Here is a 22,042-nt window from a genome sequence, read left to right as displayed (position 1 = left end):
CGGACCATGACCGCCCTCTCCCGCGGCGCCCGAACCCTGTTCCTGCTCGGCGCCGCCGTCTTCTTCGGACTGCCCCTGCTCTGGCTGCTCCTCGCGCCCACCCGTACCGCCGACGATCTGACGACCGGATCCCCGCTCGGCTTCGGCGCGCTCGGAAACGTCGGTGACGCCTGGTCGCATCTGATGTCGTACAACGACGGCGAGATCACCCTGTGGATCGGCAACTCCGTCATCTACGCGGGCGCGAGCGTCGTCCTCGCCCTGCTGCTCTGCGTGCCCGCGGGCTATGTGCTCGCCAAGCACGACTTCGCGGGCCGCCGGACACTGCTCACCCTCTCCGTCGTGACGATGATCCTGCCCCCGGCCGCCCTGGTGCTGCCCCTGTACCTGGAGATGTCGGCGGTCGACCTCACCGGCACGGTCTGGGCGGTCATCCTGCCGCTCTCCTTCTACCCGTTCGGTGTCTACCTCGCCTTCCTGCACTTTCAGGCCAGCCTGCCGGACAGCCTGCTGGACGCCGGGCGCGTCGACGGCGCGGGCGAACTGCGGCTGTTCTGGTCGGTGGCGGTTCCGCTGGCCCGCCCGGCGATCGCCCTGATCGCGTTCTTCGGCTTCGTGCGCTGCTGGACCGACTTCTTCCTCCCCTTCGTCATGCTCTCCGACGACCGCACCTTCACCCTCCAGCTGGGTCTGATGTCCCTGCTCCAGTCCACCGGCGCGGTCAACAACTCCAGCGGCTTCGCCGACCTCGACATCCACCAGCCGGAGGCCGCGCTCGCCGGTCTGGTGGCCTGTGCGCCTCTGCTCGTCGGGTTCGTGCTGGCACAGCGCTTCCTGAGCACAGGGCTGCCGGCCGGGGCGGAGAAGGGCTGATGAGAAATCAACTACAGGAAGAGTTACGCCGGTTGACGGCTCCCGTCGTGCCACACTTCAGCGCGGGACGGGCCCGGGTGCGGCTCGGCGTCAACACCGCGATTCACGACGACACCGCCGCAGAACTGGAGTCCTTCGCCCGCCCGCTGTGGGGGCTGGCCCCGCTCGCCGCGGGCAATGGCGAAGTGCCGCACGTGGAAATGTGGTTGCGCGGGCTGGCGTCCGGCAGCGATCCCGACCACCCCGAGTACTGGGGCGAGCCCGGTGACCGCGATCAGCGGATCGTGGAGATGGCTGCGATCGGCTTCGCACTGGCGGTGGCGCCCGAATGGTTCTGGGACCCGCTCTCCGGCCCCGAACGCGATCGGCTGGCCCGCTGGCTGCTGAGCGCCCTGCCGCGCGAAACCGCCGACAACAACTGGCACTTCTTCCCGGTGCTGATCGGCCTTGGCCTGGACCGGGTGGGCGTGGCCTACGACCGCGAGCTGATCACCGCCCGCCTCGATCGGTTGGAGACCTTCTGGCTCGGCGACGGCTGGTACTCCGACGGCCCCACCGAACGCCGCGACTACTACGTGCCATGGGCCATGCACTTCTACGGGCTGTTGTACGCCCAGCTCAGCGGTGAGGGTGATCACTTCCGTGAGCGCGCCGCCCGGTTCGCGCACGACTTCCGGCACTGGTTCGCCGACGACGGCGCCGCCGTCCCCTACGGCCGCAGCCTGACCTACCGCTGGGCGCAGGCCGCGTTCTGGGGCGCGCTGCCCTTCGCCGGGGTCGACGCGCTGCCGTGGAACGAGGTCAAGGGGTATCTGCTGCGGCATCTCCGCTGGTGGCAGGGGCGTACGGTAACCGGCGCCGACGGGCTGCTGTCCATCGGGTACGCCTATCCGCAGCCCGCGCTGGCCGAGCAGTACAACGCGCCGGGCTCGCCGTACTGGTCCCTGAAGGCGTTCCTGCCGCTGGCGCTGCCCGCCGACCACCCGTTCTGGACCGCCGCGGAGCAGCCCGCCCCGCTTCTCCCGATGGTCAGCCCCCAGCCGCACGCCGGTGCGGTCCTGATGCGCGTGAGCGGGGACGTCACGCTGCTCGCCGGACGCCAGCACCACGCCTGGGTACGGCACGGCGCCGCGAAGTACGCCAAGTTCGCCTACTCGACGCGCTTCGGCTTCAGCCTGCCGAGCGGGGCGCTCGGGCTGGAGCAGGGCGCCTACGACTCGATGCTCGCGCTCAGCGACGACGGCGGGACGCACTACCGGGCCCGCGAGGAGCCGGCCGGCTGGCACCTGATGGGCAACACCGTGCTGAGCACCTGGTGGCCCTGGTCCGACGTCGAGATCACCACCTGGCTGACCGCCGCGCCCCCGTGGCATCTACGCAGACACCGCATACGGACCGGGCGGTCCCTCCACACGGCGGAGGGCGCCTTCGCGGTCGACCGCGACACAGGGGTGAACCGAAGGACCGGCGCTGGTTACGCCCGCACGTCCGCACCGGCGGGCTTCACCGGTCTACGGGATCTCGACGGCGTACGCCAGGGCGAGGTCATCGACTGCCTGCCCGGCACCAACGTCCTGGCCCGGCGCACGGCACTGCCCATGCTGACCGGTCACATCCCGCCGGGCGAGCACTGGTTGAGATGCGCGGTGCTCGGTGTTCCGGACGGCCCCGAAGCCGAGGCGGCCTGGCGGCAACCCCCGACGACTGGAGACGGGACATGAGACTGAGACACCTGTCCGTACTGGCCGCCCTGACAACGCTGCCGGCCCTCCCGGTCCAGGCGCACGCGGCGGACCCCGGCCGCACCTATCACGTCGCCCCCTGGGGCAGCGACCACGCCCACGGCTCCCCGTCGAGCCCCCTCGGCACCATCGGCGCCTGCCTCTCCCGCGTCCGCCCCGGCGACACCTGCCTCGTCCACCACGGCACCTACCGCGAGCAGGTCACCCCGCCCTCCGGCACGAAGGACGCCCCGATCACCCTCGCCGCGTACGGAGACGGCCAGGTCACCGTCGACGGAACCGAGCCGGTGACCGGCTGGAAGGACGCCGGGGACGGACTGGTCGCCGCCGACACGAACCTGCCGCTCGACCCCGACTTCAACGCGGTGTTCCTGGACGACGACCGCGCGGCCGAGGGCCGTTGGCCCAACTCCGGCGCCGATCCGCTGAACACCACCTGGGCCGAGGCCGATCCCACCTCCACCGACCAGCACATCGACGACACCGACCTGCCGGACGCCGACTGGACCGGCGCCACCGTGCACCTGTGGGCGGGCTCCAACCCGTGGGCCCAGCAGACCGGCACGGCCACCGCCACCTCGCCCGGCAAGCTGGACTTCAAGGGCGGCAACCACCGCTGCCCGCCCCTGTGCATGGGCAACCAGAACTACCGCAACTACTACCTCGTGGGCTCGAAGGCCGCCCTCGACCAGCCGGGGGAGTGGTACTACGACGAGTCCGCGCACCGGCTCTACCTCGTACCACCGAACAGCGGCATGGCCGGGCACACGGTGACCGCCAAGCACCGCCTCTGGGGCATCGACCTGAGCAGCAGCTCGTACGTCACCGTGCGCGGGCTGAACCTGTGGGGCACCTCACTGCGAACCGGCCCCGGCAGCAGGGGAGTTGTGATCGACGGACTCCACGCCACCTACATCTCCGAGTTCTCGACCCTCCCCATGCCACCCGACAGCGACCTCGCCATCCCGCCGTTCGAGGGGCACATCGTCGCCTCCCGCATCCTCGACTCGGGCGTGCAGATCCTCGGCACGGGCAACACCCTGAAGAACAGCGAGATCTCGCGGTCCGCCGGCGACGGAGTGCTGGTGCGCGGTACCGGCAACACCGTCACCGACAACTACATCCACGACGTCGGATGGATGGGCAGCTACACACCCGGCATCGAGATCAACGGTAACGACCACACCGTCACGCACAACACGATCCGGCGCACCGGACGTGCCTCCGTCGACACGGCCTGGCAGCTCAACGGCACGGAGTTCCACGGCAACCGCATCGCCTACAACGACATGTCCGAAGCGATGCGCACCTCCCGCGACGGCGCGCCCTTCTACGTCTGTTGCAGCCTGAACGCCTCCGGCAGCTCCACCGACCACAACACCTCGCACGACGCGGACGGCCAGGTCGGCTACTACATCGACAACTACTCCGGAAACTTCCTGCTGCACCACAACGTCGCATGGAACACGGGCCAACGAGGCACGGCCTTCAACGGGCACGCCGGGCCCAGCATCGGCAACCAGGACCACGACTCCAGCTACGGCGTGGGCATCAACGGCGCCTCGGTGCAGGTGTCCAACGCCACGGACGCCTCGAACACCTACATCAGCAACATCGTCGGCCCGATGCCCATCACCGTCAGCCGGACCGGCGACCCGCTGCCCGTCGTCCGCTCCAACCTCATCACCGACCAACCCGGTTACACCGATGCCGTCAACGGTGAACTGTGGCTCACCGACGGCTCACCCGCCGTAGACGCGGGCGAGGCGATCGACGGGATCACCACGGACGTGCGGGGCGCGGCGCCCGACATCGGCGCGTACGAGTACGGCGCGCCGGTCTGGTCGACCGGCTGCGACCTCCCCGGCTGCGCACAGCGCGTCCGGCACGGCACCTGGACCGCGACCGCGAGCGACGGCACGGACGCCTCCGCCGCCATCGACGGGGACATCAACACCCGCTGGACGGCCGCCGCCGCGCAGGCCGCCGGCCAGTCGCTGACCGTCGACCTGGGCGAGACCGAGACCTTCGGCCGGCTCTCCCTCGACGCCGGGCGCGACACCAGCGGGCAGCCGTACGGCTTCTCCCTGTCCGTGAGCCGCGACGGCACGCACTGGAGCGGACCGCTCGCCCGGGTCTCCGGGCGGTCCTTCACCCAGGACGCGGTCTTCCCGACGCAGAGGGCCCGGTACGTCCGGATCACGCTCACCGCGCGCGGCCCCGCTCCCTGGGTGGTCAACGACCTGCGCCTGTACGGCGACGGCCCCGACGCCTCCGCCACGCTCCAGGCCGAGCAGGCCACCACCGTGCGCGGCGTCGCGCGCGGCACGGCCGCCACCGGTGTACTGGGCTCAGGTGACCGGATCGGCTTCCGGCGGGCGAGCGTGACCGGCGACCGGCTCACCGTGCGCCTCGCCTCCACCTGCACCGCGGGCTGCGCACTCCAGCTCCGGCTCGACGCCCCGGACGGGCCGCTGGCCGGAACCCTGCCCGTACGCGCCACCGGCTCCACCAGCATCTGGCAGGAGCAGTCGCTCACCCTGCGCCGCCGACTGACCGGCCTCCACACCCTGTACCTAGTCGCGAAGGGAGGTCCCAAGGTCGCGGCCCTGGACTGGCTGACGATCCGTCCGTGACACAGCGGACGTGACGCAGCGGACGCGGACGAGAAAAGGCCGCAAACGACAAAGGCAAGGAGTCACGCACTCCTTGCCATGTTCAACATATAGCGCACTGGGGGGCTTGCGGCAAGGCCCCCATCGTGCCGCAGAATCATCGGCCGAGGCCAGAACCTGCGGAATTAGGGGATTCACGAAGTGCATGTGCTTTTGATGGGGTATGGGTCGCGAGGGGACGTCGAACCGCTGGCGGGACTGGCGATGGCGCTGCGGACACTCGGCGCCGAGGTCCGGGTGTGCGTGCCGCCGGACGAGGAGTTCGCGGAGCTGCTGGCCCGTGCCGGTGTGGAGCCGGTGCCGTTCGGCCCGTCGGTGCGCTCGCTGGTGACCAGGCCGAATCCGTCGCCGGCGGACGCGTTCCGGCTCGCGCCCGAGTTGGTCGCCGCGCACTTCGACACGGTCGCCCCGGCGGCCGAGGGGTGTGACGCGCTGGTGGCGACCGGCCTGCTGCCGGCCGGCGCGCGGTCGGTGACCGAGAAACTGGGCATCCGCTACGTGTTCGCGTGCTTCCATCCGTTCGGAATGCCGTCGTCGCAGTTCCCGCCGCCGGGTCGGCCGGGCCGCCCCGCCCCGCCGGACGCCGACATCCAGACGCTGTGGAAGGTGGACGCCGAGCGCGTGAACGCGCTGTACGGCGAGGCGCTCAACGCCCACCGGGCGGAGATCGGCCTGCCACCGGTGGACAACGTCCGCGACCATGTCCTCACCGACCGGCCGTGGCTGGCGGCGGACCCGGGCCTGGGCCCCTGGCAGGACATGACGGATCTCGACCTCGTGCAGACCGGGGCGTGGATCCTGCCGGACGAACGCCCGCTCCCGGACGAGCTGGAAGCCTTCCTGGAGGCCGGCGCGCCGCCGGTGTACGTGGGCTTCGGCAGCATGGCCATGCGCACCTCACCGGACGTCGCCCGGGTGGCCGTCGAAGCGGTGCGCGCCCAGGGCCACCGCGTGCTCGTCGGGCGGGGCTGGGCCGGCCTCGCGGCCGTCGACGACCGGGACGACTGCTTCGCCGTCGGCGAGGTCAACCACCAGGCGCTGTTCCGCCGGGTGGCCGCCGTCGTCCACCACGGCGGCGCGGGCACCACGACGACGGCCGCCGTGGCCGGCGCGCCCCAGGTGGTCGTCCCCCAGATCGTGGACCAGCCGCACTGGGCCGCCCGGGTGGCCGAACTGGGCATCGGCGCGGCACACGACGGCCCCACCCCCACCTCCGAGTCCCTGTCGGCCGCGCTCAAGGTGGCCCTGACCCCCGGGGCCCGCGCCCGCGCGACCGCCCTGGCCGGCACGATCCGCACCGACGGGGCGACCGTGGCCGCGCGGCTGCTCCTCGACGAGATCAGCCGGGGAACGCCGTCCGCGTCCGCGTGACCACGCGCAACCCGCCGGCCCGGACCCGTGAGCAAAGCGGTCCGGACGCCTCGCCGTGCGCCATGGGCGCGAGCGGCCCCCACATCGGAGCTGATGCAGTGAACCCCCTGACCACGAGCGCGTTCGACCTGCCCGAACGCCTCTCCGCAAAGGCAGACCCGGCGCTCATCGCCGACGACGAACGGCACTTCACCGCCATCGCGGAGTGCCTGGCGCAGTCGATCGCCGAGCTGTCCGACCGCCTCGACGCCGAGCTGAAGGCGCCGGGCGGAGTGGGCCGGGCCGCGATGGACCGGGACATCGAGGTCCACCGACTGACCGGACGCCTGCGCACCCTGCGGCGCTTCGGCCTGGACCTGTGTCTCGGGCACATGGTCGCCGCGGACGACCGCGAGCCCGTCTACATCGGACGGCTCGGCCTCACCGACAGCGAGGGCCGCCGGCTGCTGCTCGACTGGCGGTCACCCGCGGCCGAGCCGTTCTTCGCGGCGACCCACGCCGACCCGATGGGCCTGAAGAGCCGCCGCAGGTACCGCTGGACGGGCGGCCGGATCAGCGACTACTGGGACGAGGTGTTCACCGCCGACGGGCTCGAAGGGCATGCCGCGCTCGACGACCAGTCCGCCTTCATCGCCAGTCTGGGCACCGACCGGTCGGCCCGGATGCGTGACGTGCTCGCCACCATCCAGGCCGACCAGGACGCCATCATCCGCGCGGGATCCCGTGGCGCTCTCGTTGTCGACGGCGGCCCGGGCACCGGGAAGACCGTCGTCGCCCTGCACCGAACCGCCCACCTCCTGTACTCCGACCCCCGTCTCGGAAACCGCCGGGGCGGCGTCCTGTTCGTCGGCCCGCACCGGCCCTACCTGAACTACGTCTCCGACGTCCTGCCCAGCCTCGGCGAGGAGGGCGTGCAGACCTGCGTCCTGCGGGACCTCGTCGACGAGGGAGCCGAAGCGACGCTCGAGGCAGACCCGGACGTGGCCCGCCTGAAGTCGTCCGCGGACATGGTCAGGGCGATCGAGACGGCCGTCAGGTTCTACGAGGAACCGCCCGCCGAGGGAATGACGGTCACCACCGACTGGTCCGACCTCTGGCTGAGCGCCGACGACTGGGCCGAGGCGTTCCGGGCACCGGGGCCGAGTACGCCGCACAACGAAGCACGTGACCAGATCTGGGAGGAGCTGGTCACCATCCTGCTGGACAAGTACGACGGCGACGACGTCCCGCGCGAGCAGTTCCGCGGGTCGCTGCTGCACGACAAGGAGCTGGTCGACACCCTGGGCCGCGCATGGCCGCTGCTCGAACCGACCGACCTGATCGGAGACCTGTGGTCGGTGCCCGCCTATCTGCGGATGTGCGCTCCCTGGCTCGGCCGCGACGACGTGCGCAAGCTCCAGCGCGCGGACGCCCAGGCCTGGACGGTGTCGGACCTGCCTCTCCTGGACGCGGCCCGGCAGCGGCTCGGCGACCCGGAGGCGGCGCGGCGCAAGCACCGGCACGAGGCCGTCCTCGCCGCCCAGCGCGAGCGCATGGCACAGGTCGTCGACAACCTGATCGGGGCCGCGGCCGACTCCGGCGCCGACGGTGACGACGGCGAAGGCCTGGTGACGATGCTGCGCGGCGAGGACGCCCAGGTCAGCCTGGTCGACGAGTCCGAGCTGCCCGCCCTCGACCCGGACCTGCTCGCCGGTCCGTTCGCGCACATCGTCGTCGACGAGGCCCAGGAACTGACCGACGCGGAGTGGCAGATGCTGCTCCTGCGCTGCCCGTCCCGGAGCTTCACCATCGTCGGGGACCGAGCCCAGGCCAGGCACGGGTTCACCGAGTCGTGGCAGGAACGGCTCGAGCGGGTCGGGTTCGACCGGATCGAGCTGGCCTCCCTGAGCATCAACTACCGCACACCGGAAGAGGTCATGGCGGAGGCAGAGCCGGTCATCCGGGCCGCGCTCCCGGACGCCAACGTGCCGACCTCCATCCGCGGCAACGGCATCCCCGTCGCGTACGGATCCGTTGCCGACCTGGACTCCGTCCTCGACACCTGGCTGGCCGAACATGCCGAGGGGATCGCCTGCGTCATCGGCGATCCGGCGTTCCGGGCGACGTCCCGCGTACAGTCGCTGGCCCCGGAGCTGTCGAAGGGGCTCGAGTTCGACCTGGTCGTCCTCGTCGACCCGGAGGAGTTCGGCGAGGGCATCGAAGGAGCGGTCGACCGCTATGTCGCGATGACCCGAGCGACCCAGCGACTCGTCGTCCTCAAGAGCTCCTGACTCCGGCCGACGCGTCAGACGAAGGCCACGGACACCGGGCCGAGTTGGCTGAAGCGTGCCTCGACCCGCCGGCTGGCGCTGACGAAGGGGGCTGTGGTCATGGTGCCGGGCAGCACGACGTGTTCGGGCTCCAGCCCGGTGCCGAAGCCGGCGAGGGTGTTGGCCGGCCAGGCGACGGCGGCGGCCGGGTGGCCCAGGACCTCCTTGACGCTGCCCGTGGCGACGTGCTCGCCGTCGCCGACCAGGTCGACGAGGACGGAGGCGAGGTCGGGCACCTCGGCCGGCGGCGTCCAGGGACCGCAGACCAGACCGGCGGAGCTGGCGTTGTCGGCGACGGTGTCGACGAGCGTGATCTTCCAGTCGCGGATCCGGCTGTCGACGATCTCCAGCGCGGGTGCGACCGCACGGGTCGCCCTGAGTACGTCCTCGACGGTGACGCCGGGGCCGCGCGCACGGCCGCCCCGAGGGCCTGTACCGCGAGCCCCACCGGCGGGCTCAGGAGCATGGCGTTGAACGGGCCGCGCAGTCGCCAGGTTCAGCGTGACGATCCGGTCCCACACCTCGTCGGGGGTGTCCAGCACCGGGCGCCGGTCGTTCGTACCGACCGAGTGCACCAGCACATCCAGCCCGCCCAGCTCGCCGGCCACCGCCGCGATGACCTCCTCGCACGCCTCGGAGGTCGTCACATCGGCCGGGAAGACCCGCACACCGGCGTGCGCGAGCGCCGGATCGTCCCGCAGTGACTGCAATTTCGCCTCGGTCACGTCCACCACGGCCGCCCGTGCCCCGGTGGGCTGGGGGCCGCCGGGGCACGGGCGCAGGCGGCCCCCAGCCCACCGGCCCCCATGACGAGCGCCCGCCGACCCCGCGGTGTCCATGGGGCCCGCCTACCATGGAGACATGGGCGGGATCGTCGTCGTGTACGAGCTCGACAAGCCGAAGGCCGCGCGTACCTCCTCGGGAACGCAGGGCGGTGAGCAGCAGCCTGTCCGCAGGGTGCACGCGGCGCCCTCCGCGCCGGGGATGTCCTCCGCCACAGGGCCGCGGACCCTGTGCGGCAAGGACACCTTCGCCATGCGAACGGCTTCCTGGAGGCCCGCCGAGCACCCCGGAGCGCCCTGGTACTCCCCGCAGTACGCGTCCGTGGTGTGCCCCGACTGCGATGCCGTGATCGAGACCTGAGCGGAAGAGGGAGGCTCGCCATGAAGACCGGAGCTTCGGACTACGACTCCTGGCTGTACTCTCACACGCCCTCACAGGCCGAGGGTGAGCGCGACGAACCGGCCGAACGTGCGGCCGTGGAGCAGCACCCGGACGTCCCCAGGACCGAACCGTCCCAGGCGGAGGGCGAACGGGACGACACCAGGACCTCGTGAGGTTCCTTCGCGTGCGATCACTGTCCGCCGCCGTACCTCACCCTCGCCGACAGCGAAGGTGCGGGTACGGGCCCCGGCGACGCGCATTTCGCGGTCTTCACCGACCTCGCGGGCGCGGCCGCCGTGGCCGGCTCCTTCACCCGCCCCTCGAGCCGCACCACGGCGAGCGGCCGCCACGAGGATCTCCTGACCAGCAGCCCGCTGTACCGGACCCTGGCCGCGAGCCAGATGCCGCGCCCCGCTCAGGGCCGCGCGTGACCCGCTGTCACCGCTTTGAGTTCGTCCAGCGACTCCCGGACGAGGTGCCCGAGGTCTCGTTCGTTGTCCGCGTCGATCCAGCGCTCGAACGCGATTTTGAAGACGGCGACCCCGGCCTCCGCGGTCAGGCTCGCCGCCGGCTCTTTGACGCCGCGCCCGCGCAGGGTGTCGGCGAGTGCCGCGGACAGTGAGGCGAGTTTGATCAGCTCGCGCTCCTGGAGTTCCGCGTTCGCGACGATGACGGCATGGCGCTGCCGCGCGTGTGCGCGGCGTTCCTGGAACATGACGGCGACGGCCTCGAGAGCCGCGGCCACCGCGTCGATCGGTGCCGCGGACTCGGGCGCCTGGGAGGCGGTGCTCACGAAGAGTTCCTGGAGCGAGGCGGCGCCCGCGAACAGGACCTCCCGCTTGTCGGCGAAGTGCCGGAAGAAGGTTCGCTCGGTGAGCCCGGCCCGCTTGGCGATCTCCGCCACCGTGGTCTGTTCGTATCCGCGCTCGCCGTACAGCTCCAGTGCGGCCCGCTCGAGTCGCCCGCGCGCGTTTGGCTCCCATCGACCCATGTCCTGATCTTACGCGATGACAGTGACTGACATCGGTGCTACGGTCGATGGCAGTCACTGACATCGACCGTGGGTGTGGCCACACGCCGCGCCGAGGACGGTCGACCTATCCGAAGGGCTTCTCATGCGCGTATTCGTCACCGGCGCCTCCGGCTGGATCGGCTCCGCCGTGGTTCCCGAACTCATCGGCGCCGGCCACCAGGTCGTCGGGCTCGCCCGCTCGGACTCTTCGGCCGCCGCCCTGACCGCGGCCGGGGCCGAGGTGCGGCGCGGCACCGTGGACGATCTCGACGTCCTGCGGAGCGCGGCCGCCGCGTCGGACGGCGTGATCCACCTGGCGTTCAAGCACGACATCGCCTTCTCGGGGGACTTCCAGGGCGCCGCCGACGCGGACCGCCGCGCGGTCGAGGCATTCGGCGAGGCGCTCGCGGGTTCCGGCCGGCCGTTCGTCCTCGCCTCCGGGATACTCGGGCTCGCCCCGGGACGCGTCGCCACCGAAGAGGACGCCGGTCGCCGCCTGTCCCTCGAGCATCTCGGCGACGGTCCGCGGACCCGGCTGGACACGGCGCAGCTGACACTCTCCCTCGCCTCCCATGACGTCCGTTCGTCCGTGGTCCGGCTCCCTCCGACGGTGCACGGCGAAGGGGACCACGGCTTCATGGCCGCACTGATCGGCATCGCCCGCGCCAAGGGCGTCGCCGGCCACGTCGGTGACGGGACCAACCGCTGGCCCGCCGGGCACCGCTCCGACGCGGCTCACCTGTTCCGCCTCGCCCTCGAAGAGGCCCCGGCCGGGTCGGTGCTGCACGCCGTGGCCGACGAGGGGGTGCCGATCCGCACCGTCGCGGAAGTGATCGGGCGGCACCTCGACGTCCCCGTGACCGCCGTCCCGCCGGAGGACGCGGCCGAACACTTCGGCTGGCTCGCCGGCTTCATCGCGCTCGACAGCCCGGCCTCGAGCGCCCTGACCCGCGAACTACTGGGCTGGCAGCCGACGGGCCCCGGGCTCATCGACGACCTCGACAAGGGCCACTACTTCCACTTCCACGACACCGCCGCGTAGGTTCCCCTACCGTCCACGGGACCGTCCGACGGTGAGCGCCCAGCGGACGCCGGCCGGGGCGGCGACGCTCACCGTCCCGTGTTCGTGGGTGCGCGTCACTTCCAGTCCGTTGAGGATGCTGCTGACTCTTCCGTCCACGCAGTCGAGCGGGAAGCTCAGCCCGACCGGTTCGACCGAGACGGTCAGTCTTCCCTTGCCCTGGCACTCCACGAGGACCGACAGCGCCCCGGGCCTGATCCCGCCTCGGATGTCCATCTCCCGGTTGCCACGGGCGTCGGCCGCTTGGGCGAGGGCTTCCCCCTCCAGCAGGGCCGGAGCCTTGGTCACGGATTCGTCAGCCCGGCACTGGACGGCTGGACCCTCGTCTTCGGCGACTCGTCCCAGAACACTCACCGCATCGAAGAAGCGGACGACCGGGAGCAGACGATGCCGGACGTCGTACGCGGGCGGTGCGTCGACCTCAGCCGCCGGTTCGGCGCCGCCCATTGGTACGGAATGAGCTGCGGGGACGGCTGGACGGCCTGGTGCATCGCCGAAGACGGCGAAGTGGTGCGCCACTACGACGCGTTCACCGCCGCGGAGGGCGGGGACGAAGGCCCCGGGCACCCGGCCGAGGCCGGCTACCTCCTGCCGCATCAGGACGGTTTCCCAGCCGATGCCTTCGACGGCGTCAGCCTCTCCGACTCCGAGGAGTTCGCCGCCCGGTGCCGCCGCATCAAGGAGGAACACCGGATACCCGACACCTGCTACGCCAAGGACATCGCCGCCCGGCTCTCGGTCGATCCCGGAGCACTGGGTGGGCACACCAGGGTCGAGGGCTCAGGAGTCCTCGCTCTCACCGCCTGCGGGCGAGAGCGTGGTCAGCCGGCCGGAGCTCTCCCCGTGTGACACGACCGCGGCAGGTGCGGGCCGGTTGACCCACCCGGAGAACGGGCGAGAACCGGCCCGCCGCACCAGCGGCGCCGATTACACCGTTCCGCTCGCGGCGATCGTGACCTTCCCCTTGGGCGATCCGCTGCCGCTGCCGAGGGATTCGATCTGGTCGACGAGGTCCTGGCCCTCGACGACCTCACCGAAGACCACGTGCTTGCCGTCGAGCCAGTCCGTGACGACGGTGGTGATGAAGAACTGCGACCCGTTGCTGTGCGGGCCGGCGTTCGCCATGCTCAGCAGGTAGGGCCGGTCGTGCTTGAGGGTGAAGTTCTCGTCCTGGAACTTCTCGCCGTAGATGCTCCGGCCGCCGGTGCCGTTGCCCCGGGTGAAGTCGCCGCCCTGAAGCATGAACTGCGGGATGATCCGGTGGAAGGAGGAACCGGCGTAACCGAAGCCGTGCTGGCCGGTGGCCAGCTCGCGGAAGTTCCTGGCCGTCTTGGGCACGACGTCGTCGAAGAGCCTGAAGACGATCCGGCCGGCCGGTGCGTCGTTGATGGTGATGTCGAAGTAAACGTTCTCGCTCATGGCGATCAACCTATCGTCAAGCAGCGCCCGGCGTTCCCGGAGGGCATGCCCAAGGGCGACCCGTGTCGGCGCGGTCAGTTCAGCGGAGGCGGCCCGGCCTGGGCGGCCGTGCCCCACCCGGACGGCTCGGCACCGACCGCGAACTGGAGTGACCGCATGTGCCGCAGGTCGTGCGTCGTCAGGTACGTGCGGTCGTAGGAGGAGCCGTCGACGCGGGCCGACCGGATGTAGCGGCGGGCGTCCGAGGTGCCGGGCGCCGTCACCGTGAGCGACCCGTGGGGGTAGTAGCGCCGGTCGAGGGTGAGGTCGACGCGGTCGAAGACGGGTGTGGACAGGCCCCAGGTGTCGTAGCCGGGCTGCACCGGGAAGAGACCGATCGACGACAGCACGTTCCAGGCGGACATCGTGCCGAGGTCGTCGTTGCCGGTCATGCCGGTCGGGGTGTCCGTGAACAGGGTCAGCGCGGCATGCACCACGTCGGTCGTCTTCCACGGCTCGCCGGTCGAGAGATAGGTGTAGGGCGCGATGAGGTCGGGCTCGTTCTGCGGGTTGTACTTGTCCGCGTTGTAGTAGTCGTACGGACCGTTCACCCACACCTCGCGGGCGGTTTTGGCGGGATCCCGCACGAGTTGGTCGTAGGCGAAGAAGGAGTCCAGCCGGTCGTTGGCCGCCTGCTCGCCGCCGATCAGGGCGACCATGCCCGGCAGGTCCTGCGGCACGAGCCACTGGTACTGCCACGCGGTGCCCTCGTGGAACCCCTCGCTCCTGGCCGGGTCGTCCGGTCCGGTGAAGGCGCCGGAGGCGTCGCGCGCGCGGAAGAAGCCGGTCGAGGCGTCGAACATCCTGCGGTAGTTCTGGGCGCGGGCGGTGTAGCGCGCCGCGTCGGCGGCATGGCCGAGGTCGCGGGCCATCTCGGCGAGCATGGCGTCCGACAGGGCGTACTCCAGTGTCGCGGACGCGCCGTGATCGTAGTCCGAGTCTCCCGGTTTCGCGTGCGGGCGGCCCTTGATGTACGGGGCGAAGCCGTCGGCGATGTACGCCTCGTTCGCCTCACGTCCCACGGCCGGGGAGTCGGCGGGCGGCACCCCGTCGGCGTTCTTCTTCAGAGCGCGGTAGGCCCGATCCTCATAGCCCTTCAGCAAACCCTGCTGGTACGCGTTGGTGAGGAACGGGGTCACCGGGTCGCCGGTCATGATGTTCGTCTCGACCGTGCCGTACCCCCACTTGGGCAGCCAGCCGCTCTCCTCGTCGATCTTGATCACGGATATCGCCATGTCCCGGGCCTCACGCGGCGCGAGCAGAGAGAGGAGCTGGGACTGGGTGCGGTAGGTGTCCCACAGGGACCAGTTCTGGTAGTACGTGAAGCCCCGCGCGCGATGGATCCTCTGATCCCAGCCGGTGTAGCGGCCGTCGGCGTCGCCGCCGATGTTCGGCGCGAGGAAGGACCGGTACAGGGACGAGTAGAACGTACGGCGGAGGGTGTCGCTGCCGCCTTGCACACGCACGTCGTCGAGCCGGTCCTCCCACGCCCGCCGTGCGGCGTCGCGCACCCGGTCGAATGAACGGCCGCCCTCGGCGCGGAGGTTGACGGCGGCGCCGTGGGCGTCGACGTACGACAGGGCGGTGGTCGCCTCGACGGTCCGGTCCCCGGTCGTGTCGAAGCGGACGTACGCGCCGTCCCGGCCGGTCCTCGACCCGTCGGTGACCGTGGAGCCGTCCCAGGTGCCGTACGCGGTGAACGGGCGGTCGAAGCGGGTGATCGTGTAGACGGTGTACGGCTTGGTGTCCTGGCAGAAGCCGCTGCCGGTGATCGCGGTGCGCACGGTCCGGTTGTCGAGGACCTCGACCTTCGTGGCGACCGTCCGGTGCAGCGACTGGCCCGCGTTGAGCAGGACGTTCGCCTTGTCCGTCGCGGGGAAGGTGTAGCGCTGCACGCCGGTCCGCGCGGTCGCGGTCAGTTCGGCGTCGATGCCGGTTTTGAGCCCGATCTTGTAGTAGCCGGGGCTCGCCTTCTCGGTGTCGTGGCTGAACTCGGCCTCGTATTTCGCGTAGTCGGTCTCCGTGACGTCGCCGGTGGTCGGCAGTACGGGAAGGTCGCCGCCCAGGCCGCAGCCGACGCCGGAGAGATGGACGAGGGAGAAGCCCCGGATGTGGTTCTGGGCGTAGTCGTAACCGGTGTTGTGCCCGGTGTCCGGCGACAACTGCACCATCCCGAAGGGCACGGCCGCGCCGGGGTAGGTGTTGCCTTCGTTCTCGGTTCCGATGAACGGGTTGACGAGGTCCGTCAGTTGGCCGTCCTGGTCGGCGGCCGCCTCGGCCGCGGGCGCGGTGAGGGCCCCGCCGAGGAGAGCGGCCGCCGCGATCACCGTGCCCGCACCGCGAATGCGCTGAGTCCATCTCATGGGCGTCCGTACCCTCCCTAGGACAACGTTGTCAGAGCGGCGCGCTCATTCTTCGCGTTGTGCGTGTACTCGTCAAGGGTGTGTGCGGGCAACGGAGTTCGGGGTGCGGACCTGTCTCAACCCGGCCCCGAGGGTCCTGGCACACTGCACGGCATGACGCCCCTGACACCCGCTCGCGCCCTCGTACTGCTCTGGAGCGGCATCACTTGCCTGGTCGTGGTGGCGGGCGGGGTGCTGGGTGCGCTCCTCGGCGGCTGGACGGCGTCGGTCCTCGCCGGCCTGTCGGCCGGAGCCGTCTGCATGTCCGGCTCCGTGTTCGTGCGGCGGCGTGTCATGACCAAGTTCGCCGTGGCGGAACAGGAGGCGATGGCTCGCGGCTATGCCGAAGGCCTCTCCCACGGCCTCCTGACCGTTGTCGCCCAGTACGAAGCGGCCGTCTTTCCCATGAGCGTCGGGGGAGTCACCGCCGAGGAGCGATTCGCCCGTCGAGACGCCGCGTACCGGATCGCCGCCGAGGCCGCACTGCCCACCCCCGTACGCGTGGCCGCTGCCGCCGCCCTCGCGGCACTGGACGAAGGGGACCCGCGCCGCTCCCGGGACGCCATCGGCAAGCTCTTCTCCGCCGTCAACCCTGGAACGGGGGTCTCGGCGGATTAGGCACTCGGGCGGGCCGTGCGGATGAGCGGAGCCGTCCGGTCAGAGGAGCAACGGCCTCCGGGAGCCGGCGCGTCAGGCAGCCGTCGAGGAGGCTGCCGCCGGGGGCGTGGCCCAGGAACCCGGTAACCATGGCCCCGCGTGTGGTGTCGCTTTCGGCGGTCGCCCGGCAGATCCCGCGCACTGCTCACCCCCGCCGGACGCGTGCCTGGTGGCGCGCAGGTCCGAAGGCCGGGACGCCTGGCCGAGTTGGGCCTAAGGCTTCCGGACCGCCGCGGCCGGGGGACGCTCTCGGAGTGCGCCGTATCCGATGAAGTACGCGGGAAGGCGGCGTGCGAACCGTGACCCGGCGAGCAGAGCCGCCATGTGCCGCGCCCTGTCGACGCTGCCGAGAGGTGGCTGCCCCTGGAGGACGGGAGTGATGACGCGGGCATGGGCCACCCGCTGGAGGGCCTGCGTGACGACCGTGGTGGGACGGCGGCGGCGCTGCACACCGCGTACGTCGCGCAGTCCCACCCGCCCGTGGCGCAGCGGCTCGACCAGGTGGCGGGCGGTGGCCACGGCGTCCTCCACGGCGAGATTGATACCGATGCCGAAGACCGGGGACATCGCGTGCGCGGCGTCGCCGATGCACAGCAGGCCGGGGCGGTGCCAGCGGCGCAGCCGGTCCAGGCGCACATCGAGGAGCTTGACGTCGTCCCACGAGCGAAGGTGATGCGTCCGGTCCGCGATCCAGGGCACGGCGGCGGCGTAGTCGGCGAGGAAGCGGTCGAGGCCGGCGGCGCGACGCCGGCTGTCGGTGCCCTTGGGGATGAGCGCGGCGCACTGCCAGTAGTCCCCGCGGTCGATCATCGCGGTGAGGAAGCGGTCACCGGCTCCACCGACGAGTCCACGTGGGTCCTCTTCGCGCCGCGGCAGCCGGAACCACCACGCGTCCATCGGGCAGTCGAAGCGGCGCTGTCCCAGCTCCGGCAGCGAGCGCGCCAGTGATCCGCGGCCGTCGCAGGCGACGGTGAGGAGGGCGCGCAGCTCGCCGGCACGGCCGTCGGAGGTGCGGTAGCGCACCCCGGTCACCCGACCGCCCTCCATCAGGAGCGAGGTCGCCTCGGTGTTCATCCGCAGATGGAAGGAAGGCTCGCGCCCGGCCTCGTCCGCGAGGAGGTCCAGCAGATCCCATTGGGGCACCATCGCCACGTAGTTGTACGGGCCGCGCAGCACCGCGAGGTCCGCGACCGTGACGTTCGCCCGGCCGCTCCCGACAGGCAGCTGGATGGTGCGTACCCGGCGCTGCGGCAGCCGGGCGAAGCGCTCGGCCAGCCCCAGGTCGTCCAGCAGTGCCAGCGTGGAGGGGTGCACGGTGTCGCCGCGGAAATCGCGCAGGAAGTCACCGTGTTTCTCCAGCACCGTCACGTCGATGCCCGCCCGGGCCAGCAGGAGCGCGAGCACCATGCCCGCGGGGCCGCCCCCCACTACGCAACACGTGGTCCGTTCCATCGCAGGCCTCCCCTTCAGTAGAGCTCAATTCATCACCTGGTGAATATTGTAGTCCACCGACGGGTCCTCGATCCGGTCAGGCGGCAGCCTGCTCGCGAGGGCAGCCATGGCCGACGAAGTGCGCGGTCACCGGATGCACCGGGAGCGGCGCTGCGACCTTTTCTGGCCGGACCTCGACCAGACGGCCGCGTCGAACGCTGCGTCTGGCGGTCGCCCTGCGATCGTTCTGCCCGAACGCGGGCGCCTCGCCGAGGGCCGGCGCCGGCTGGACGACGCCCTGGCCGCCGCCCCGGCGCCCGCACCGCAGCGGGCGAGAGCGCTGATGGGGAAGGCCGGACTGGCGATCCGCCTCGGTGACGGCTCCCAGCTGGAGGACATCGGCGCGCAGATCGTGGCGATCCACCGGCGCCGGCCTGACGCGGCCGAGGTCGTCACCACGGACGGCCGTGTGGTGCGCGCGGACGAGCACGCGAACTCCGAGCTGTTCTGGGCGCTGCGAGGCGGCGGCAACCTCGGTGTCGTCACGTCGTTCGAGTACCAGCTGCACCCCGTCGGGCCCCAGATCCTGGGCGGCCTGATCGTCTACCCCTTTGCCCAGGCCCGGCAGGCGATCACGGGCTGGCGGGAGCTGATCGCGAACATGCCCGACGAGCTGACCACACTGATCAACCTGACGACGGCACCTCCGCTGCCGTTCCTGCCCCCCCGAGGTGCACGGCACCCGCGTCCTGGTGCTCGTCGGCCTGTACTCCGGCGACCCCGCGGCCGGTGAATCGGTCGTCGGTCCGCCGCGCAGGCCGGGCAGCCCCGTCGCCGACCTCATGGGCCCCATGCCGTACACCGGCATGCAGTCGGTGCTCGACCCCTGTGGACGGCCGGCGCGCACAACTACTTCATGTCGACGTTCATCGAGCCGTCCGACGCCACGATCGGCGCCCTGCTGCGCCACCGCCTGGAAACGCCCACGACCTCCAGTGAACTGCACCTGCACCAACTGGGCGGCGCCTACGCCCGCGTACCCGCCGACACAACGGCCCTCAGCCAGCGGGAGCCGAGCGTGCTGTGCAACGTGATCGCGCGATCCCCCGACGCGACGGACTTCGACGCCCACGTCGCCTGGGCCCGCCACACCCGCAAGGACATCGCACATCACGGCCACGGGACCATGTACGTCAACTTCCCCGGCGACGCCGCCGAGCACAGGGTGCGGTTCCGCCTCGACCAGAACATCCACCCCTCGGCGGCGGCATGACCGACGACGGCTCGTACGGGGCCCTCGGAACCACGGGCCCCATCACGGCTGCCGCTCGAGCGGTGACCGCAGCAGGAGAGTGCCGTCCGGCTCGCGGACGACGTGCGACCCGAAGTCGCGGCTGCTGATCCGCTCCAGAACGGCCCGCAGCCACTCCGCGTCGGCACGGGAAGCGTGCTCCAGCCGCATCCGCCGCGCCTGGAGCGGCACCATCCGCACAGCGGTGGACGCGCCGGTGTCCGGATCCACTGCGACGAGGTACAGCAGCCGCAGATCGTCCCGGAAGCGTTCATAGCCGCTGATGCCCTCGTAGTCGTCGACGAAGTCGCCGCAGCCGTACAGGATCAGCTTGCCCCGGTAGACCTCCAGGGGGCGCGGATGGTGCGAGGAGTGCCCGTGCACGATGTCCGCCCCGCCGTCGACGAGGGCGTGAGCGAAGCCGACCTCGTCACGGGAGACGCCGTAGCCCCAGTTCGCCCCCCAGTGGATCGAGACGACCGCGATGTCGCCCGGCCGCTTCACCTGCCGCACACGGCTGGTGATCCCGGCGGCGGCAGCATCGGACGGCTTGGCCAGGAAGGCCACACCGCCGCGCTCGCCGGTAGCGGCCCATCCGCGCGGGATGCCGCTGGACGCCGTCCCGCACGAGAAGACCAGCACCCGGCCCCCTCCGCCGACCGGGACGATCGCCGGCCGTTTCGCCTCGTCCTCGTCCCGGCCCGCCCCCGCCGTCCTCAGCTTCGCGCCGGCCAGGGCGCCGAGCGTCTCGTCGAGCCCGCCGAGCCCGAAGTCCAGCACGTGGTTGTTGGCCAGGACGCAGACGTCGGGGCGGGCGGTGGCCAGGCAGGGCAGGTTGGCGGGGCTCATCCGGTAGTGCACCGCCTTGCCGGGCGCGAACCGGCCCGCCCGCGTGACGCTGGTCTCCAGATTGACGATCCGGGCGTCGGGCGCGGCCTCGTCCAGGATCCGCAACGCATCGCCCCAGGGCCAGGGGAATCCGACCGGCCGGGGAATCGCCCCGTTCACCGCCTCGGCCAGCTCGACATAGCCACGGGCGTCATGGACGTACGTCTCCCGCAGCGCCGGGTCCCCGGGGTTCGGAAGGATCTGATCGACACCTCGGCCCAGCATCACGTCACCACAGAGGAACAGGGTGACCAGGCCCCCGCGCATACTCTCAGGCTAAGCGGTCGTCCGGGCTTCCCCGCGGGCGGAAAATGGAAGGCGGGGACGCAGGCGCCGACGAGGAGGCCGGTCATGTTCTTCACGGATCGTCTCGACGCGGGGCAGCGGCTGGCCTCCCGGCTGGCGTACCTCAAGGACCAGAACGTGGTGGTGCTGGGACTTCCCCGAGGAGGGGTTCCGGTGGCGGCACAGGTCGCCCGGGAGCTGAACGCCCCACTGGACGTGTGCCTGGTACGGAAACTGGGGGTGCCGTACCAGCCGGAGCTGGGCATGGGGGCGATCGGTGAGGACGGCGTCCGGGTCATCAACGACGAGGTGATGCGCGGCGCGCGGGTCACGCGGGAGGCGCTCGCCGAGATCGAGCACCGCGAGCGCGAGGTGCTGGAGCTGCGCGCCCGGCGATACCGGGGCGAGCGGGAGCCGGTCGAGCTGGCGGGGCGGACGGTGGTGGTGGTCGACGACGGTGTCGCCACCGGGTCGACCGCACGGGCGGCCTGCCGGATCTCCCGCGCACGAGGAGCGGCGCGGATCGTGCTGGCCGTGCCCGTGGCACCGCGCGACTGGACCGAGCGGCTCGGCGGGGAGGCGGACGAACTGGTCTGCCTGGACACGCCCAGGCGCTTCTACGCGATCGGCCAGTTCTACGACGACTTCTCGCAGCTCGGCGACGACGAGGTCGTCACCCTCCTGGAACAGGCGGCGGGCCGACCGCACGGAACCGCCGCGGACACCGTGCCACCGGACCGGGAGGTCGACATGGCCGCCGGTGCCCTGCGGCTGCGCGGAGATCTGACCGTGCCCGACGGCGCGATGGGGCTCGTGGTGTTCGCACACGGCAGCGGCAGCAGCCGCCGCAGCCCGCGCAACCGATTCGTCGCGGCCGGGCTCAACCGAGCCGGCCTCGGCACCTTGCTCTTCGACCTGCTCACCCGGGACGAGGAGCGCGACAGGGCCAACGTGTTCGACACCGATCTGCTGGCCGGGCGCCTGGTGGACGTCACCACCTGGCTGCGCGGACAGCCGGAGAGCGAAGGGCTCGCGGTCGGATACTTCGGCGCCAGCACCGGCGCGGCCGCCGCCCTGTGCGCCGCCGCGGAGCAGGGCACGCGGGTGGCGGCGGTCGTCTCCCGCGGCGGCAGGCCCGATCTGGCCGGGCCGCGCCTGCCTGCCGTGGCGGCACCGACCCTGCTGATCGTCGGCGGCCACGACCGCACGGTGCTCGGCCTCAACCGCCAGGCCCAGGGCCTGCTGCGCTGCGAGAACCGGCTCGCGGTCGTCCCGGGTGCCACCCACCTCTTCGAGGAGCCCGGCGCCCTGGAGGCGGTCACCGACCTGGCCCGCGACTGGTTCACGGATCACCTGGCCCCGGCCGCCCACGCCATGATTTAAAGCGCTTTAAAGACTGGTAT

General features: G+C 71.5%; 20 protein-coding genes. 13 read left to right on the top strand and 7 right to left on the bottom strand.

Annotated elements, in window-relative coordinates; genetic code table 11:
- Positions 1 to 6 precede the first annotated feature (6 nt).
- From ACWGJM_RS05810 to helR, 5 genes are all read left to right on the top strand, one after another.
- Positions 7 to 873, top strand: coding sequence for a carbohydrate ABC transporter permease (locus tag ACWGJM_RS05810; RefSeq protein WP_453410410.1), 867 nt, complete (start codon positions 7 to 9; stop codon positions 871 to 873).
- Positions 873 to 2,594, top strand: coding sequence for a DUF2264 domain-containing protein (locus ACWGJM_RS05805; RefSeq protein ID WP_453410409.1), 1,722 nt, complete (start codon positions 873 to 875; stop codon positions 2,592 to 2,594). The genes ACWGJM_RS05810 and ACWGJM_RS05805 overlap by 1 nt, the downstream gene beginning before the upstream one ends.
- Positions 2,591 to 5,251 carry a discoidin domain-containing protein gene (locus ACWGJM_RS05800; RefSeq protein ID WP_453410408.1) on the top strand — a complete coding sequence of 887 codons (2,661 nt, stop codon included), beginning with the start codon at positions 2,591 to 2,593 and terminating at the stop codon, positions 5,249 to 5,251. The genes ACWGJM_RS05805 and ACWGJM_RS05800 overlap by 4 nt, the downstream gene beginning before the upstream one ends.
- A gap of 195 nt (positions 5,252 to 5,446) precedes the next feature.
- Positions 5,447 to 6,661, top strand: a complete 1,215-nt coding sequence (locus tag ACWGJM_RS05795) for a glycosyltransferase (protein ID WP_453410407.1) — start codon at positions 5,447 to 5,449, stop codon at positions 6,659 to 6,661.
- 98 nt (positions 6,662 to 6,759) lie between these two features.
- Positions 6,760 to 8,931, top strand: a complete 2,172-nt coding sequence (gene helR / locus ACWGJM_RS05790) for an RNA polymerase recycling motor ATPase HelR (RefSeq protein WP_453410406.1) — start codon at positions 6,760 to 6,762, stop codon at positions 8,929 to 8,931.
- 14 nt (positions 8,932 to 8,945) lie between these two features.
- On the opposite strand, the gene ACWGJM_RS05785 is transcribed toward helR, so the two are convergent.
- Entirely contained in the window at positions 8,946 to 9,695 is a 750-nt protein-coding gene (locus ACWGJM_RS05785; RefSeq protein ID WP_453410405.1) for an SDR family oxidoreductase, read from the bottom strand.
- Positions 9,696 to 9,831: 136 nt separating this feature from the next.
- Between ACWGJM_RS05785 and ACWGJM_RS05780 the strand changes: the two genes are divergently transcribed.
- On the top strand, positions 9,832 to 10,113 hold the full coding sequence (locus ACWGJM_RS05780; RefSeq protein ID WP_453410404.1) for a hypothetical protein: 282 nt from the start codon (positions 9,832 to 9,834) through the stop codon (positions 10,111 to 10,113).
- Between the two features lie 20 nt (positions 10,114 to 10,133).
- A complete protein-coding gene (locus ACWGJM_RS05775; protein WP_453410403.1) occupies positions 10,134 to 10,307 on the top strand; it encodes a hypothetical protein in 174 nt (57 codons plus the stop codon).
- A 242-nt stretch (positions 10,308 to 10,549) separates the two neighbouring features.
- On the opposite strand, the gene ACWGJM_RS05770 is transcribed toward ACWGJM_RS05775, so the two are convergent.
- Positions 10,550 to 11,125, bottom strand: coding sequence for a helix-turn-helix domain-containing protein (locus tag ACWGJM_RS05770; RefSeq protein WP_453410402.1), 576 nt, complete (start codon positions 11,123 to 11,125; stop codon positions 10,550 to 10,552).
- A gap of 124 nt (positions 11,126 to 11,249) precedes the next feature.
- Between ACWGJM_RS05770 and ACWGJM_RS05765 the strand changes: the two genes are divergently transcribed.
- On the top strand, positions 11,250 to 12,188 hold the full coding sequence (locus ACWGJM_RS05765; RefSeq protein ID WP_453410401.1) for an SDR family oxidoreductase: 939 nt from the start codon (positions 11,250 to 11,252) through the stop codon (positions 12,186 to 12,188).
- 6 nt (positions 12,189 to 12,194) lie between these two features.
- On the opposite strand, the gene ACWGJM_RS05760 is transcribed toward ACWGJM_RS05765, so the two are convergent.
- Positions 12,195 to 12,515, bottom strand: coding sequence for a hypothetical protein (locus ACWGJM_RS05760; RefSeq protein ID WP_453410400.1), 321 nt, complete (start codon positions 12,513 to 12,515; stop codon positions 12,195 to 12,197).
- A 99-nt stretch (positions 12,516 to 12,614) separates the two neighbouring features.
- On the opposite strand from ACWGJM_RS05760, the gene ACWGJM_RS05755 reads away from it, so the two are divergent.
- Entirely contained in the window at positions 12,615 to 13,076 is a 462-nt protein-coding gene (locus ACWGJM_RS05755) for a hypothetical protein (RefSeq protein ID WP_453410399.1), read from the top strand.
- A 78-nt stretch (positions 13,077 to 13,154) separates the two neighbouring features.
- On the opposite strand, the gene ACWGJM_RS05750 is transcribed toward ACWGJM_RS05755, so the two are convergent.
- Entirely contained in the window at positions 13,155 to 13,646 is a 492-nt protein-coding gene (locus ACWGJM_RS05750) for a peptidylprolyl isomerase (protein ID WP_453410398.1), read from the bottom strand.
- Between the two features lie 74 nt (positions 13,647 to 13,720).
- The gene (locus ACWGJM_RS05745) at positions 13,721 to 16,048 is read right to left on the bottom strand and encodes a GH92 family glycosyl hydrolase (RefSeq protein WP_453410397.1); all 2,328 of its coding nucleotides are present in this window, start codon (positions 16,046 to 16,048) and stop codon (positions 13,721 to 13,723) included.
- A 153-nt stretch (positions 16,049 to 16,201) separates the two neighbouring features.
- Between ACWGJM_RS05745 and ACWGJM_RS05740 the strand changes: the two genes are divergently transcribed.
- On the top strand, positions 16,202 to 16,705 hold the full coding sequence (locus ACWGJM_RS05740) for a hypothetical protein (protein WP_453410396.1): 504 nt from the start codon (positions 16,202 to 16,204) through the stop codon (positions 16,703 to 16,705).
- Between the two features lie 252 nt (positions 16,706 to 16,957).
- On the opposite strand, the gene ACWGJM_RS05735 is transcribed toward ACWGJM_RS05740, so the two are convergent.
- Positions 16,958 to 18,196, bottom strand: a complete 1,239-nt coding sequence (locus tag ACWGJM_RS05735; RefSeq protein ID WP_453410395.1) for an FAD-dependent oxidoreductase — start codon at positions 18,194 to 18,196, stop codon at positions 16,958 to 16,960.
- A gap of 106 nt (positions 18,197 to 18,302) precedes the next feature.
- Between ACWGJM_RS05735 and ACWGJM_RS05730 the strand changes: the two genes are divergently transcribed.
- The gene (locus tag ACWGJM_RS05730; RefSeq protein ID WP_453410394.1) at positions 18,303 to 18,968 is read left to right on the top strand and encodes a hypothetical protein; all 666 of its coding nucleotides are present in this window, start codon (positions 18,303 to 18,305) and stop codon (positions 18,966 to 18,968) included.
- Positions 18,969 to 19,091: 123 nt separating this feature from the next.
- Positions 19,092 to 19,448 (top strand): hypothetical protein, encoded by a 357-nt coding sequence (locus ACWGJM_RS05725; RefSeq protein ID WP_453410393.1) that lies wholly within the window; start codon positions 19,092 to 19,094, stop codon positions 19,446 to 19,448.
- 42 nt (positions 19,449 to 19,490) lie between these two features.
- On the opposite strand, the gene ACWGJM_RS05720 is transcribed toward ACWGJM_RS05725, so the two are convergent.
- Positions 19,491 to 20,621 (bottom strand): CapA family protein, encoded by a 1,131-nt coding sequence (locus tag ACWGJM_RS05720; protein ID WP_453410392.1) that lies wholly within the window; start codon positions 20,619 to 20,621, stop codon positions 19,491 to 19,493.
- Positions 20,622 to 20,705: 84 nt separating this feature from the next.
- Here ACWGJM_RS05720 and ACWGJM_RS05715 point away from each other — a divergent pair, with 84 nt between their 5' ends.
- Positions 20,706 to 22,022, top strand: coding sequence for a phosphoribosyltransferase family protein (locus tag ACWGJM_RS05715; RefSeq protein WP_453410391.1), 1,317 nt, complete (start codon positions 20,706 to 20,708; stop codon positions 22,020 to 22,022).
- The last annotated feature ends 20 nt before the right edge of the window (positions 22,023 to 22,042 follow it).

The sequence above is a fragment of the Streptomyces sp. NPDC054834 genome, assembly GCF_053611185.1.
Note: the sequence above shows the minus strand (reverse complement) of the source record. Positions and strands in the feature narration are given on the sequence as shown.

Bases quoted from the DNA above. Each gene is read 5' to 3' on its own strand.
- ACWGJM_RS05740 (WP_453410396.1), top strand. From the start codon at position 16,202: ATGACGCCCCTGACACCCGCTCGCGCCCTCGTACTGCTCTGGAGCGGC.
- ACWGJM_RS05765 (WP_453410401.1), top strand. From the start codon at position 11,250: ATGCGCGTATTCGTCACCGGCGCCTCCGGCTGGATCGGCTCCGCCGTG.
- ACWGJM_RS05735 (WP_453410395.1), bottom strand. From the start codon at position 18,196: ATGGAACGGACCACGTGTTGCGTAGTGGGGGGCGGCCCCGCGGGCATG.
- ACWGJM_RS05715 (WP_453410391.1), top strand. From the start codon at position 20,706: ATGTTCTTCACGGATCGTCTCGACGCGGGGCAGCGGCTGGCCTCCCGG.
- ACWGJM_RS05730 (WP_453410394.1), top strand. From the start codon at position 18,303: ATGGCCGACGAAGTGCGCGGTCACCGGATGCACCGGGAGCGGCGCTGC.
- ACWGJM_RS05745 (WP_453410397.1), bottom strand. From the start codon at position 16,048: ATGAGATGGACTCAGCGCATTCGCGGTGCGGGCACGGTGATCGCGGCG.
- ACWGJM_RS05725 (WP_453410393.1), top strand. From the start codon at position 19,092: ATGTCGACGTTCATCGAGCCGTCCGACGCCACGATCGGCGCCCTGCTG.
- ACWGJM_RS05775 (WP_453410403.1), top strand. From the start codon at position 10,134: ATGAAGACCGGAGCTTCGGACTACGACTCCTGGCTGTACTCTCACACG.
- ACWGJM_RS05810 (WP_453410410.1), top strand. From the start codon at position 7: ATGACCGCCCTCTCCCGCGGCGCCCGAACCCTGTTCCTGCTCGGCGCC.
- ACWGJM_RS05720 (WP_453410392.1), bottom strand. From the start codon at position 20,621: ATGCGCGGGGGCCTGGTCACCCTGTTCCTCTGTGGTGACGTGATGCTG.
- ACWGJM_RS05750 (WP_453410398.1), bottom strand. From the start codon at position 13,646: ATGAGCGAGAACGTTTACTTCGACATCACCATCAACGACGCACCGGCC.
- ACWGJM_RS05805 (WP_453410409.1), top strand. From the start codon at position 873: ATGAGAAATCAACTACAGGAAGAGTTACGCCGGTTGACGGCTCCCGTC.
- ACWGJM_RS05755 (WP_453410399.1), top strand. From the start codon at position 12,615: ATGCCGGACGTCGTACGCGGGCGGTGCGTCGACCTCAGCCGCCGGTTC.
- ACWGJM_RS05770 (WP_453410402.1), bottom strand. From the start codon at position 11,125: ATGGGTCGATGGGAGCCAAACGCGCGCGGGCGACTCGAGCGGGCCGCA.
- ACWGJM_RS05780 (WP_453410404.1), top strand. From the start codon at position 9,832: ATGGGCGGGATCGTCGTCGTGTACGAGCTCGACAAGCCGAAGGCCGCG.
- ACWGJM_RS05800 (WP_453410408.1), top strand. From the start codon at position 2,591: ATGAGACTGAGACACCTGTCCGTACTGGCCGCCCTGACAACGCTGCCG.
- ACWGJM_RS05795 (WP_453410407.1), top strand. From the start codon at position 5,447: ATGGGGTATGGGTCGCGAGGGGACGTCGAACCGCTGGCGGGACTGGCG.